12 protein-coding genes are annotated in these 13,789 nt (G+C 60.4%); 2 read left to right on the forward strand and 10 right to left on the reverse strand.

Annotation, left to right across the window (positions count from 1 at the left end; genetic code table 11):
• Nucleotides 1–199: 199 nt before the first annotated feature.
• From ACRY08_RS05850 to ACRY08_RS05880, 7 genes are all read right to left on the reverse strand, one after another.
• Nucleotides 200–1,414, reverse strand: a complete 1,215-nt coding sequence (locus ACRY08_RS05850) for an efflux RND transporter periplasmic adaptor subunit (RefSeq protein ID WP_432448954.1) — start codon at nt 1,412–1,414, stop codon at nt 200–202.
• Nucleotides 1,415–1,419: 5 nt separating this feature from the next.
• The gene (locus ACRY08_RS05855; RefSeq protein ID WP_432448955.1) at nt 1,420–3,750 is read right to left on the reverse strand and encodes an ABC transporter permease; all 2,331 of its coding nucleotides are present in this window, start codon (nt 3,748–3,750) and stop codon (nt 1,420–1,422) included.
• Nucleotides 3,751–3,789: 39 nt separating this feature from the next.
• Nucleotides 3,790–4,515 carry an ABC transporter ATP-binding protein gene (locus tag ACRY08_RS05860; protein ID WP_432448956.1) on the reverse strand — a complete coding sequence of 242 codons (726 nt, stop codon included), beginning with the start codon at nt 4,513–4,515 and terminating at the stop codon, nt 3,790–3,792.
• Nucleotides 4,516–4,723: 208 nt separating this feature from the next.
• On the reverse strand, nt 4,724–5,155 hold the full coding sequence (locus ACRY08_RS05865; RefSeq protein ID WP_432448957.1) for a universal stress protein: 432 nt from the start codon (nt 5,153–5,155) through the stop codon (nt 4,724–4,726).
• Entirely contained in the window at nt 5,152–7,767 is a 2,616-nt protein-coding gene (locus ACRY08_RS05870) for a TRAP transporter permease (RefSeq protein ID WP_432448958.1), read from the reverse strand. The genes ACRY08_RS05865 and ACRY08_RS05870 overlap by 4 nt, the downstream gene beginning before the upstream one ends.
• 131 nt (nt 7,768–7,898) lie before the next feature.
• Entirely contained in the window at nt 7,899–8,867 is a 969-nt protein-coding gene (locus tag ACRY08_RS05875) for a TAXI family TRAP transporter solute-binding subunit (RefSeq protein WP_432448959.1), read from the reverse strand.
• Between the two features lie 37 nt (nt 8,868–8,904).
• Nucleotides 8,905–9,780 carry a MurR/RpiR family transcriptional regulator gene (locus ACRY08_RS05880; RefSeq protein WP_432448960.1) on the reverse strand — a complete coding sequence of 292 codons (876 nt, stop codon included), beginning with the start codon at nt 9,778–9,780 and terminating at the stop codon, nt 8,905–8,907.
• Nucleotides 9,781–9,921: 141 nt separating this feature from the next.
• Between ACRY08_RS05880 and ACRY08_RS05885 the strand changes: the two genes are divergently transcribed.
• Together ACRY08_RS05885 and ACRY08_RS05890 are read left to right on the forward strand one after the other, a co-directional pair.
• A complete protein-coding gene (locus ACRY08_RS05885; protein ID WP_432448962.1) occupies nt 9,922–11,241 on the forward strand; it encodes an aspartate aminotransferase family protein in 1,320 nt (439 codons plus the stop codon).
• Entirely contained in the window at nt 11,238–12,017 is a 780-nt protein-coding gene (locus tag ACRY08_RS05890; protein ID WP_432448963.1) for a 3-keto-5-aminohexanoate cleavage protein, read from the forward strand. The genes ACRY08_RS05885 and ACRY08_RS05890 overlap by 4 nt, the downstream gene beginning before the upstream one ends.
• Before the next feature lie 12 nt (nt 12,018–12,029).
• On the opposite strand, the gene ACRY08_RS05895 is transcribed toward ACRY08_RS05890, so the two are convergent.
• The 3 genes from ACRY08_RS05895 to ACRY08_RS05905 all read right to left on the reverse strand — a co-directional run bounded on the left by ACRY08_RS05895 (nt 12,030) and on the right by ACRY08_RS05905 (nt 13,776).
• A complete protein-coding gene (locus tag ACRY08_RS05895) occupies nt 12,030–12,548 on the reverse strand; it encodes a DUF2478 domain-containing protein (protein ID WP_432448964.1) in 519 nt (172 codons plus the stop codon).
• 66 nt (nt 12,549–12,614) lie between these two features.
• Nucleotides 12,615–13,316: a NapC/NirT family cytochrome c gene (locus tag ACRY08_RS05900; RefSeq protein WP_432448965.1), complete on the reverse strand. Its 702-nt coding sequence runs from the start codon at nt 13,314–13,316 to the stop codon at nt 12,615–12,617.
• Nucleotides 13,317–13,347: 31 nt separating this feature from the next.
• Entirely contained in the window at nt 13,348–13,776 is a 429-nt protein-coding gene (locus ACRY08_RS05905) for a nitrate reductase cytochrome c-type subunit (protein ID WP_432448966.1), read from the reverse strand.
• Nucleotides 13,777–13,789 lie beyond the last annotated feature (13 nt).

Genomic DNA, 13,789 nt, shown 5'->3' on the forward strand with positions numbered 1-13,789 from the left:
CATTTCCGAGGCCGGGAGGTTTATATCTGCGCCCGGCCAACCAAACTCCCCGGCGTCCAGGGTGGTTGATCTCCGGACCTGTGCGTTGCCACGATGGGACCGGCACAGGGCAGCGACGCCATCGCTGCGGATGGCCAAAATCTGTCTGGGAAAGGCGCGCCTGTCAATCTTTTTGCGCGCGCCTCTTGGCGCGCGCGCATTAAAGCGTGTCGCGATCCACCACAAGCACCCCATCCATCACACGATCCGAGGGGTGGGCAATCACGCGCGCACCTTCTGCCGGGCCCTTTAAAAGCTCGGCCATGTCGCTGTTCTGCCGCCCGATATCAACATGCTGCAAAACGGCGTGCTCGCCGTCCAGCGTGAACACCGCCCAGCTGTCGCCATCGCGAAACAGCGCTGACAGCGGGACCTGCGTCACCTCGCCCTGCCATTCGACAATGCGCAGATAGGTGCGAAAGGCGTGACCCAGCTGACCACGCGCCTCGGGTGGTGTATCCAGGTCCAGCACCACGCGCACGCGCTGTTCTTCGATGCCCAGTGCGGACATCTTGGTGAAGCCCGACGGTTCAATGACCGAGACATGGGCCTCAAGCACCCCTGCCCCGCCCCAGCGTTCCACATAAGCACGCGCGCCTGTTGTCAGGCGCACCGCGTCCGTTGACAGGATGTCGGCCTCGATCTCCAGCGCATCGGTCTGGCCGATGGACAGGATCGGCGCGCCGGGCATCACCGCTCTGGCGCTTTCATTTGCAACGCTCAGGACCATGCCGGACACGGGGGCATAAATCTCGACGCAGCAGGCATCACTGACCGCGGCCACATCTCGCGCGCCTGGTTCGATCAGCGTGGCCTTTTGCGCGGCCAGTTCTGCCAGTCGCATTTCCTGTGCTGCATGGGCACTGTCGAGCTTGGCCGCCGCCACATCGACGCCCAGCTCGGCGCCGTCAAGCTGCGCCTTGGGAATGGTGCCACGCGCATGCAGGTCATGCAGACGGTTCAGCGCGGTTTGGGCATGGGCCAGATCAGCCTCGGCCATGGCAATCTGCGCCTCGGCCACGGACACGGCCGCCTGCGCCTGCGCCACGGCCGCCGTGGCCTGCGCGCGGGCGCGGTCGTCCAGAAACGCCGGATCACCCGGTGCAATCCGGGCCACCAGCGTTTCCCCCGCCACCACCGCGTCGCCCACCGCCACGGGGCTGCGCTCCAACTGGCCGGACACCGGCACGGACAGCTCGTAGACATCCTTGATGCGCGTGCGGCCCTCGGCGTTCACCGTGACCTCCATCGGCCCGGTGGTGATGGTGACCAAATCCACCGGCACATATTCGGGGCGCGAGGCGGCCCAGACGAATACCCCGACCCCGATCGCGGCCAATCCCGCAAGAGTTACAGTGCGCATATTCCAGTTCATCAGGGTCACTCCCTTGTTTTCATCACGGCGACCAGATCCATCCGGTCAATCCGACGGCGCACGATCAGCGCCGATATGACAGAGGCCGCGGCCACAACGCCCGCCGCCCATAAATACGTATCGCGCGACACCACCAGCGGGATCGCAAAAAGGTCGCTTTCAAAGCTGGCCACCATGGCGCCCGCCAGACCGCGCCCGATCAACAGGCCCAATGGAATGGCGGCAAGGGTCAACAAGAAAAGCTCGCCCAGCAGGATGTAGCTGACCTCGCCGCGGGTGAAGCCAAGGATGCGCAGGCTGGCCAGTTCACGGGCGCGTTCCGAAAGCTGGATGCGCGCGGCGTTATAGACCACGCCAATGGCAATCAGCGCGGCAAGGAAGCTGTTGATCGTGGTGGTCATGCCCGCATTTTGCGCAATCGTATCCGTGAAGGCCTGCCGCACATCAGCCATCAGGGTGAGCCCCGCGATGGCCGGCGCCTGTTTGACCGCCCCAAACAGCGCATCACTGTCGCGCGCATCGATCAACAGGTTGGCGCCGGTCACTTGCGCAGGGCGGTCGATCAGTTTCGCCAGCTGGGCGGCGTCCATATAGGCGCTGAGGCCAAAATACTGCCCGGCCAAGCCGGTCACGACCAGTTCAAAGTCGCGCCCCGGCAGGGTCAGGAAGGAAACCGTGACCCGATCCCCCACGCCCAGCGCCAGCTTGTCTGCCAGCCGCCGCGCCAGCACAATGCCATGGGCCGGATGCACAACCTGTCCGTTCTCGGCATCAAACACACGCGAGAGCTGGTCGTCATCCTGCCGGCCCTCGATGGCAATGCGACGCGTGAGATGGCCGTTGGTCAGACGTGCGGGCATCATCCAGACGCCCTCGGCCGCCATGACACCGGGCAGTTGGGTCAGATCGTCCACCACCGACCGGGGCCGTGGCAGGGCAAATTCAACAATCGCATCCTGTCGGTTGATCTGCACAAAGCTGACATCCATCAGCTCGTCCATTGCATCAAACATGAACAGCGAGGCGATCATGACCGAGGCCGATGTGGCAATGCCGAGCGTGGTCATCGCCGCACGTAGGGGCCAGCGACCTATGGCGCGCAGGATCATCATCGTGGGTTGCGCTGGTTTCAGCCACAAGATCACCCGGTCAAACATGCCGCGCCTGAACCGCGTGGGTGCGGGCGGCGACATGGCCACCGCCGGGCTCAACGCCAGCACCCGGCGCACCGCCATCAAAGCACCCGAGGCCGCCGCCATAAGCCCCGCCAGCGCCGAGATCGCATAGACCGACGGGTATTGCACGAAGATCAGGTAAGGAAAGTCGAAGAACTGCGCATAAAGCTCGGCCATGCCCCGGCTGGCCAAGGCGCCAAAGCCCCAGCCCAGCGCCACCCCGACGCCACCTATGACCATGGCCAGTTTCACATAGTGCCAACCAATCTCGGCCCGCTGATACCCCAGCGCTTTCAAAAGCCCGATCTGCTCACGCTCGAGCGAAATCAGCCGCCCCAGCACCATGTTCACCAGAAAGGCAGAAATCACCAGAAAGATGGGCGGCACAACCCGCGCCATCACATCAAGCTGTTTCAGCTCTCCATCCAGAAAGGCGTTGGAAATCTGGTCCTTGCGGGGATAAGCGCCGGTGCCCCCATAGGGTTTCAGCAAGCCATCCAGCGCCTGCGTGATCGCCGGTTCATCCGCCCCGCGCCCAAAGCCCACAGACACGGTGTTGAAAGCGCCGGTCAGATTATAAGCGGCCTCGAGCACATCTTCGGCCATCCACAAAATGCCAAAGCGCCGATCGTCCGGCATGATCGTATTGGGGCCGATCGTATAGATGAACTCGGGGCTCAGCGCCGTGCCCACGATGGTCAGCGCGCGCTTCTGCCCGTTCAGGGTTACATGAAACCCGTCGCCAAGCTGGAACCCATGCGCCTCGGCAAAGCCTTGATTGACCAAAACCTCGCCACGCGCACCGGGTGTGGGCAGCCGCCCATGGGTGACGCTAGGCACATTCATCGCGGGGCGGCCCGAAGGCGGCACCGACACAATCTGCCCCATCGCCGGTTCCACCATGCCCGCCACATCCAGAATGGCAATGTTCGAGATGCGCGTTTCCACCCGCGCGACACCGGGGATGGTGGCGATCTGGTCGGCCAGGCTGTCCGGCGCGCGGGTGGCCGTGGCAAATAAATCGCCAAAGCGGTTGCGTTCATAAAACGTGTCGCGGGTTTCACGCAACGACCGCTCGGTCCCATTGGCCATGACCATGATCATGACCCCGACGGCCAGGACGGCGGCGATGGCCAGGCTTTGCGCCCAGAGCCTGCGCATATCGCGCCAAAGCTTATGATCCAGCGCCCGCATCAAGGCCTACCAGACGATCTGCGACGGATCGATCCGGGTCGCGTTTTCACGGATTCCCGAGATGTTGCCATCCGCCAACTGCACCACGCGATGCGCCATCGCCTGAATACCCGCATTATGGGTGATCACGATGGTCGAGGTGCCAAGCTCTGCGTTGATCTGCTCCAGCGCCTCCAGCACCTGCACGCCGGTCTTACTGTCCAGCGCGCCTGTGGGTTCGTCGCACAAAAGCACCTCGGGCCGCTTGGCAATGGCGCGGGCGATGGCGACGCGCTGCTGTTCGCCCCCCGACATCTCGGCCGGGAAGTGGTCCATGCGGTAGCCCAGCCCAACGCGCTCCAGCGCCTCTTCGGGGGGCATCGGATCACGCGAAATCTCGGTGACCAGCGCCACGTTTTCGCGCGCGGTCAGCGACGGCACAAGATTGTAGAACTGAAAGACAAAGCCCACATGATCACGCCGATAGCGGGTCAGCTCGCGTTCGCTCATCGCGGTCAATTCCTGACCCTGAAACCACGCCTGACCCGACGTGGCCGTGTCCAGCCCGCCCAGAATGTTCAGAAGGGTGGATTTGCCCGAGCCGGACGCGCCCAAAAGCACCACGAACTCGCCCGCAGGCAGATCAGCCGTGACACCCCGCAGGGCGTGCACCTCGACCGAGGATGTGCGGAAGCTCTTCCAGATATCCTGCATCCTATAAAGGACATGGTCCTGACCGGTTTTGGCACGCATGCTGGCCTCCAAGGGTTCAGCGTGTGGGTTCAGCCTGTGGGTTCAGCCTGTCGGTTCGGAATGGACGGAGCTATCGGCGCCATTCCCTATCTGAAATGTCATGGTTTCAGGCAGGGGTTTCAACCCCTGCGATTGTCGCATTCCGCAAAAGAAAACACCCGGCCACTGGACAGAGGCCGGGTGCGATCATGTAGCTGTCGTGATTGCCCTAGCGGCGCACCACGTAGACCGAGCATTTGGAATGGCGCACCACGCGCGCGGCGTTTGGACCCAGCAGATAGTCCTTCAGATCAGGGCGGTGAGCACCGATCACGATCAGGTCCGCTTTGCCAATGTCAGCAGCTTTCAGCACCTCTTCATATACCGTGCCCGACGACACGATATGGCGCACAGCCTCATCCGCGTCCCCAATGGCATCCGCCGTCAGGGCTTTCAGCGCCACCCCCGCATCATCCTGTGCGGATTTCACGTGATGATCCTGAAAATACGCCCCGACGATGCTCATCCCGAAATCGGGCATGACGGTGATCACATCAAGCTGCGCGTCCTCCATCGCGGCCAATTTGGCCGCGGTTTTCAGAACATGTGCTTCGTCTTCAGGCCGGTTGATATCTACGGCGCAGAGAATGGTCTTGGTCATGCCACCACTCCTTCAATAGGGTCTTCGTCTTTGGCCCGACGCGATTGCACAAAGGCGATAAGGCCCAAAAGCAACAACGCGGGAATGAAGATCAGTTCCTTTGGCATCTGATCGGAGGGCGCCTGTACGGCCGCGATTTGCACCGGATCATCTCCGTAGAAATCGAAGGTCGACAGCTTGTCTGACAAGGGTGTGCCGAACATCGGTTCGTCGATGCGCATCACCTCGCCTTCAGGCATCAACATGATGCCGGATGCCTCCAGACGTGCTGCACCGGTTTCTGCGTCAGGCACCTCGACCACAACGGTCAGGTCTTTCACCTCAAGCGTGTCGAAATCCGGCCCCGAGATGACCATGCGCAACGTATCACCCGGCTCGGCGTCCCCGATGGCCTGTTCGACCCCAGCCGGTGCGATTTGCGTGAACGGCGGTTGGATCTGGTTCATGAAGAACCCCGGACGGAACAGCGCAAAGGCAATGACCAGAAGGGCCACCGTTTCCCAGATGCGCGATTTCGTCAGGAAGAACCCCATGGTGCCAGCCGTAAAGACCAGGATACCGATGGTCGAGACGATGAAGACCATGATGCCTTGCGTCAGTGTCACGTCAATCAACAGAAGGTCGGTGTTGAAGATGAACACGAAAGGCAGGGCCACGGTTCTGAGCGAATAGAAGAACGCCGTGAACCCGGTGCGGATCGCGTCCCCACCTGACACAGCCGCCGCCGCGAAGCTTGCAAGCCCCACAGGGGGCGTCACATCCGCCATGATCCCGAAGTAGAAGACAAACAGGTGCACAGCGATCAGCGGCACAACAAGGCCCGATTGTGCGCCCAGTTCAACCACCACACTGACCATCAACGAGGACACAACGATGTAGTTCGCCGTGGTCGGCAGGCCCATCCCAAGGATCAAGGACAGGATGGCCACGAAGACCAGCATCAGGATCAGGTTGCCGCCGGACAGGAACTCGACGAAATCCGCCATCACCTGACCGATCCCGGTCAGCGATACCGTGCCCACGATGATACCTGCCGTGGCCGTGGCCAGACCGATCCCGATCATGTTGCGCGCGCCGTCGATCATGCCTTCTACAAGGTCGACCACGCCGTCACGCAAACGCGCGGCCGGGCTGTCTTCGCCCCGGAAGAAGGCCTTCAGCGATTTCTGTGTCAGCAGAATCCCGAAGAGCAGGAAGGTCGCCCAGAAGGCCGACAGGCCCGGGGATTTGCGTTCGATCATCAGGAAGTAGACCAGAACGATGATCGGCAGCAGATAGTAAAGGCCCGACTTGTAGATTTTGGCCACGTCGGGCAGCTCGACCACCTCGGCGTTTGGATCATCGGGTTCCAGGTCCGGCACCTGAGCGGCCAGATAGATGAGCGCGATATAGATCGCGAAAAGCAGGATCGAGAGCACCCAGCCAGAACCTGCCGGGAACAGCGAAACAATCCAGCCAACGGGATATTGCGTGGCATAGCACAGCCCCGCGAAACCTGCGAAGAACAGGAACATGCCGCCGATGGTTTTGCCCATTGATACGACCTTGTTGCCGATGGTCGGCATGCGGTTCTTCACCGCCTCAAGATGTACAATATAGACCAGCGCGATGTAGGAAATAATCGCGGGCAGGAAGGCGTGGGTGATCACCTCGACATAGGAGATGCCCACATATTCCACCATCAGGAACGCGGCTGCGCCCATGACGGGGGGCATGATTTGGCCGTTCACGGAAGAGGCGACCTCGACCGATCCGGCTTTCTCTGCCGAGAAGCCAACACGCTTCATCAGCGGGATGGTGAAGGTGCCGGTTGTGACCACGTTCGCAATCGACGACCCAGAAATCAGGCCCGTTGCGGCAGAGCCAACAACAGCAGCCTTTGCGGGACCCCCACGCAGGTGGCCCAGCGCTCCAAACGCCATCTTGATAAAGTAGTTGCCCGCGCCTGCGCGATCCAGAAGCGCACCGAACAGCACGAAGAGGAAGACGAACTTGGTCGACACGCCCAGCGCGATGCCAAAGACACCTTCAGACGTGATCCACATATGGCTCATGGCTTTGCGCAAGCTCGCGCCCGCCCAGCGGATCTGGTCTGGCACAACCTCGGATGACCCGAAAAAGACGTAAAACAGGAAGACAATGGCCAGCGCCACCATGACGGGGCCAAGGGTGCGGTAGGCCGCGATGAACAAAAAGGCCAGACCCGCCAGCGCCACATAAGCGTCCGTCTGATCCGCCAGACCGCCATTCGCGACGATCTTGTCATACATGAAATAGCCATACATCGCCAAAAACGCGCCGCCGATGCCCAGCACCCAGTCGTACCACGGGATGTGATCACGCGGGCTGGATTTGAACAGCGGATAGGCCATGGCCGCCAGGAAAATCGCGAAAGCCAGATGAATCTGGCGCGAGTTGTTGATCAGGTCTCCGGGCAGGATATAGGGCGCAACGGGCGAGGCCAGCAGCACCTGGAACACGGACCAGATCAGGGCCACCGCCGCGATCATCAACCCGACAGAGCCTTTCGGACTGCGCGCGCCAGTGTCACTTGCGGCCACAAGCTCCTGAAGCTCGGCCTCGGACAGCGCCTTGTCTTCTGTGTTGGACATTTCTTTCTCCCTCGGCTGCGGGTGGGCAGCACTCACTTGTCAATTCTTCCATGCGCCCGATCTTTGCGTCGGTTCACATATGATCCGGGGGCAGTCACCCACCCCCGGATCGTCTTGTCAGACAGGACCGATTATTCGATCAGGCCTTTTTCTTTGTAATACTTCGCCGCACCGGGGTGCAGAGGTGCCGACAGACCAGCCGATGCCATCTCTTTCGGGTCAAGATTGGCGAAAGCAGGGTGCAGGCCTTTGAAGTCTTCGATGTTGTTCATCACCGACGAAACAACCGCATAGACAGCGTCTTCCGACACTTTGTCCGAGCTCACGAAGGTCGCGCCCACACCAAAGGTCGCGGTGTCCGCGTCATTGCCGCGATACATGCCGCCGGGGATGGTGGCGGTACGGTAGAACGAGTTGTCTTCGACCAGTTTGGCAACCGCGTCGCCCGACACTTCAACCAGAACCGAATCGCAGGCCGTGGTGGCTTCCTGGATCGAACCCGAGGGGTGACCAACGGTGTAGACCATCGCGTCGATCTGGTTGTCGCACAGAGCCGCCGACTGTTCCGAGGCTTTCAGCTCGGTCGCCAGAGCGAAGTCTGCCGAGGTCCAGCCCAGCGCTTCCATCAGAACTTCCATGGTGCCGCGCTGACCGGAACCGGGGTTGCCGATATTGACGCGTTTGCCTTTCAGGTCTTCGAACGTCTTGATGCCGCTATCTGCACGGGCAACGACGGTGAAGGGCTCTGGGTGCACCGAAAAGACAGCGCGCAGGCCTTCGAACTTGCCGGCATCTTCGAACTTCGAGGTGCCGTTATAGGCGTGGTACTGCCAGTCCGACTGGGCCACACCAAATTCCAGTTCGCCTTCGCGAATGGTGTTGATGTTGTAAACCGACCCGCCGGTCGATTCGACCGAGCAGCGCACACCGTGCTCTTTGCGGCCCTTGTTCACCAGACGACAGATCGCGCCGCCTGTCGGGTAATACACACCCGTCACACCGCCGGTGCCGATGGTGATGAATTCCTCGGCGTGGGCGACCGGTGCCAACATCGTGGCAGCAACGCACCCAGCGGCGGCGAATTTAAACTTCTCGAACATAACATACTCCCTTTGTTTTTCGTTCGATGACCTGTGTTCAACCGTCCCAGACTTCCGCCAGAATACGGTTGGCTCGTTCGACCTCGGATATGCGGTCCCTTGCACCCTTGCCCGAGCGGCTGACCAACAGGCCAATCAGCGTTTCGACAAGAAAGACGGTAACCACATAGGACGAATAGAAATGCGGGCTTTCTGTGGGAACCACAAAAGACGCCGATGCATGTTTCAGTGCAGGACAGCCCAGCGTATCGGTGATGACCACCACATACGCCCCTTTTTCGCGCGCCATCTCAGCGGCGCGAATGGACCGTTCGGCAAAGGGGGGTTTGGTCACGATGATCAAAGCATCACGCGCATCGATCCCGGTCAACCCGCCCCCCAATGATGCGCCCATCCGACTGGCCATCGACCAGTTCCCGGCGCAAAGGCTGGCCATATAGGCCAGGTATTCAACAACCCCCGTGGACCCCAACGCCCCCAAAAGCACCACGTTGCGCGCATCGCCGATGCGACTGACGGCCGCGTCCAGAACCTCGTGATCCACAGTGTCCGAGAAGCTCTGCAGATTGCCCAGACAGGCGGCAAGATGGGCGTTGAAAAAACCAGATTTATGCCCTGCATGATCATCGGCATGATCTTCCTGCAGGCGTTGCGCGCGGTCCGCGAAATTATTGACCCTGCGGCCGATGCTTTGGCGCAGCTCGTCGCGAATTTCCGCAAAATCCGCGTAGTTCAATGCACGTGCAAGCCGGGAAAACGCCGCCGGAGAAACCTCGCAATCCGCCGCCACCTGCCTCAGGGGGCGTGTGGCGACCTCGACCGGATGCGCGCGCAGGAAATCCGCCGCCCTTTGCAGGGTTTCAGACAGATCGCCGTAGTGGTCCGTCAATCGTTTTTCAAATGCGTGCGACAAGTGGCCCCCTGGCAGCTCACGTATTCACAAAGAGTGTTCACTTTGTTTCACACGTTGTCAATTTTTGATTCATGTGTTTCAGTAACGAAAGAAAATTACCCGGCCAATTGGTCGTCAACCTCTGGAATGCGGTCCTGAACCATGTCTCATATCTTTCCACGTCACTGCAAATCAACCCCGGAAATCGCCGCGCGCGGGGATGGAATTTATATATATGATTCAAAGGGAAAGCAATATCTCGATGGATCAGGTGGGGCGGCGGTTTCCTGCCTTGGACATTCAGATGCCGACGTCACCCAAGCCATCAAGGACCAATTGGACCAACTGGCCTTTGCCCACACCGGATTCCTGACATCCGCCCCGGCAGAACGGCTTGCAGAGCGACTCGTTTCACATGCACCAAAAGGAATCGACCGGGTTTATCTGGTCTCGGGCGGGTCCGAAGCGGTGGAAAGCGCGCTGAAACTTGCCCGCCAGTATATGATCGAGATCGGACAACCGAGCCGCACCAAATTCATCGCCCGCAAGCAAAGCTATCACGGCAATACGCTGGGCGCGCTTGGGACCGGTGGCAACATGTGGCGGCGTGCGCCCTTTGATCCGGTGATGGTATCCGCCAGCCATATTGACCCGTGCTATGAGTATCGCCTGCGCGAAGAGGGTGAAAGCGAAGAGGCCTATGGGCTGCGTGCCGCCAATGAACTGGAAGCCGAAATCCTGCGACAGGGCCCCGAAAACGTGATCGGTTTCCTGGCCGAGCCGGTTGTCGGCGCCACCGCCGGGGCCGTGCCCGCCGCGAAAGGCTATTTCAAGCGCATCCGCGAGATTTGCGATCGTTATGGCGTGCTGTTGATCTTGGATGAAGTCATGTGTGGCATGGGGCGCACCGGCACTCTGTTCGCCTGCGAACAGGATGGCGTTGCCCCCGATATGATCACGATCGCAAAAGGGCTGGGCGCGGGGTACCAGCCCATCGGAGCCATGCTGTGCACTGGCCAAATCTATGACGCCATCGCGCAGGGGTCAGGGTTTTTTCAGCATGGTCACACCTATATCGGGCATCCCATCGCGGCGGCTGCGGCGGACGCGGTTGTGAAGAAACTGACAGAGGGCGGGATGGTTGCCCGATCGGCGCAGATGGGCGACGTGCTGCAAACCACGCTTGCCGCCCGTTTCGGCCAGCACCCCCATATCGGTGACATTCGGGGCCGCGGCATGTTTCGCGGGTTGGAACTTGTCGAAAATCGCGAAACCAAAGCGCCTTTTGACCCCAGTCGCCAGATCGCCAAGAAACTCAAGGCCGCCGCGTTAGAGGCCGGGCTGATTTGCTATCCGATGAATGGCACAATCGATGGGCAGCGCGGGGATCACATCCTTCTGGCCCCGCCCTTTATCATCACGCCCGACCAGATTGACGAGTTGGGCGACAAGCTCTCGACCGCGCTGGAGAAGGTTCTGTGAGCTCTGATACACCGCTGCCTCACGTCATGGTTGCCCCGAATGGCGCGCGGCTGACGAAGGCTGACCACCCTGCCCTGCCAATCACATTGGCAGAGCTGATCACGACGGCGCTGACCTGTCGCGCGGATGGCGCAGACGGCATTCACCTTCACTTGCGTGACAAAGATGGCGGGCATCTTCTGGATGCCGGGGCCTATCGCGAGGCGGTGGCGCAATTTGCGACCGAGCTTCCCGGTTTCCCGGTACAGATCACCACCGAAGCCGTGGGCCAATACGACCCCGACCATCAACGCCAAATCGCCCTGAACAGCGGCACCACGCTTGTGTCTGCTTCGGTGCGCGAATTGCGGCGCGACAGCCTTTCCACCACGCGGGACTTTTATGAAGAATGCGCGGCGCGCGGCATTGCGCTGCAGCATATCCTTTATGATGTGGAAGATGCCGATCTGCTGGTTAAATCCTTGCCCGAACACATGTTTGGGGACGAAGAGCTGCAGCTTTTGTTTGTCCTTGGACGCTATAGCGCGGATCAGAACGCCGACCCGGCTGCGCTTGATCGGTTTCTGGCCTGGATGGCTCGACATGCGATCAAACCCGATTGGGCCGTCTGCGCCTTTGGCCAAAACGAAACCCCATCGCTGCTGCGCGCGGCGCGCAACGGTGGCAAATGCCGGATCGGTTTTGAGAACTCTCGCCAACATGCTGATGGGCGCGTGGCCCGCGACAACGCCGAACGCGTGCGCGAGCTGGTGCTGGCGCTGTCTCAGCAAAGGTAAGCGTTGCCTGTATCAGGTCAGTACCGAGAGGCCCAATTGGCAATCAAGCCAGGCTTTCAGCGCAGCGCGACTGGCGGGGACACGCTCTGCCTGACCTTCACAAAAGGATAGAAACGCCGCGTGGTTAAGCTTGTTCACCCCGACGAGCACAGGCACATCAAGTGCCAGCGCCTCGGCGATGACACCGCGAAAGCCACGCCCTTCGGCTTCGTGCTTGCCAAACTTGTTCACCAAGAGAAGGTCCGCGCCATTTACCAAAGCGGCCTCGGTTTCAGCCACGGCCTCTTCCAGCGCCGCCGGGTTCAGACGGCAACCACGCGATCCGGCCCCAAGGGACTGAGATATGCGGATCACCCTGCCTGATTGCAGCAGCGTCACATCCATATCGCAATGATGCGTATCGATCCGGGCCGTGTCGGTCTGCACCGTGCCCACAACCTTCTTCCCATGGCTGGCGAGTGTCTTTGCAGCCTCGGCAAGAAGCAGGTTGGTTTGCCCACGCCCCGGTGCAATCGTATATCCAAGCTTCATATCCGTAGCCTTTTCAAGCGTGGAACAGGCGGGCCACAGCCAAGGCTTGGCCCGCCGTGACAACGATCAATTCTGACCGGTCAGATAGCCTTCCAGTTCGACTTTTGCATCGGCCACGACGCGGCCATTGCCAAGCGGCAGATTGCCATCGGCGGCCAGCTGATCAGAGATCTCTTCATAGCGATCCTGCCACCCTTCGGGCAGATCATGCGCGATACCTTGGTGGCAATCGATGCAGGTTTTCCCTTCATCCAACGCGATCTGGTGGTTGTCCGCCGCACGGTTTTCCTGCTGGGTGAAATCCATGAAGTCAAAGCTGTGACAGTTGCGGCATTCCTTGCTGTCGGTGGATTTCATCCGCGCCCATTCGCGGGCCGCCATATCGATACGGTGGTCTTCGTATTTTTCCGGCGTCCAGATCACACGGGTGACAAAATGGCCATAAAGCTCTTTCGAGGCCTGGATCTTGCGCACGATCTTCGGGCCCCAATCTTTGGGCACGTGGCAATCCGGACAGGTGGCGCGCACGCCAGAGCTGTTGTTTTGGTGAACCGAGCCTTGATATTCGGCATAGGGGTTTTCTGCCATCTCGTGGCAAGAAATGCAGAACTTCTCTTTGTTGGTCATCTCAAGCGCCCAGTTGAAGCCGCCCCAGAAAACCACACCAACAATGAAGCCCCCGATCAGAAGCGTGCCAAGCGAGACACCAGAAGGCGTCCAGAAGCGCGCCCAGAAGCGACGGATAAAGCCGGGATTTTCTTTAGACATGTCCCTGTTCCTTTCGCGTATTCATCCCGCCTCAGTTCGAGGCTTCAAAAGTATTGTCCACCAGTGCCGGCGCATCGGCCTGCGGCACGTGGCACTGGTTGCAGAACCAACGCGTGCCGGCGACCACATCAAGCTGGTTGCCATCGCGGTCCTGATAGTGGGTCATCGACAGGGTCGGCGCCTTGCGTTCACCGGCCACGGTCCAGTCATGGCACGACAGGCAGCGGTTGGCCTTCAGGTCGATCTGGTATTGGTCGATCGAGTGTGGCACCAACGGGGGCTGTTGACGGTAGTTGCGCGTGAAGCGGCTTTCGTCTTGGTGAAACACATCCTCGACGACAGCAGGTTCAGACACATCATTGGTCCGAAGCGAGCTGACGCCATCCGCGCTTTGCGCGAAAGCGAAGGTGGCCAGAAGCGTCGGGGCGACGATGGCACTGATCAGAAGGTTCTTTTTCATTTGGGCATCTCCC

Origin of the sequence: Aliiroseovarius marinus (assembly GCF_050881025.1) — a bacterium.
GTDB classification, from domain to species: Bacteria; Pseudomonadota; Alphaproteobacteria; order Rhodobacterales; family Rhodobacteraceae; genus Aliiroseovarius; species Aliiroseovarius marinus_A.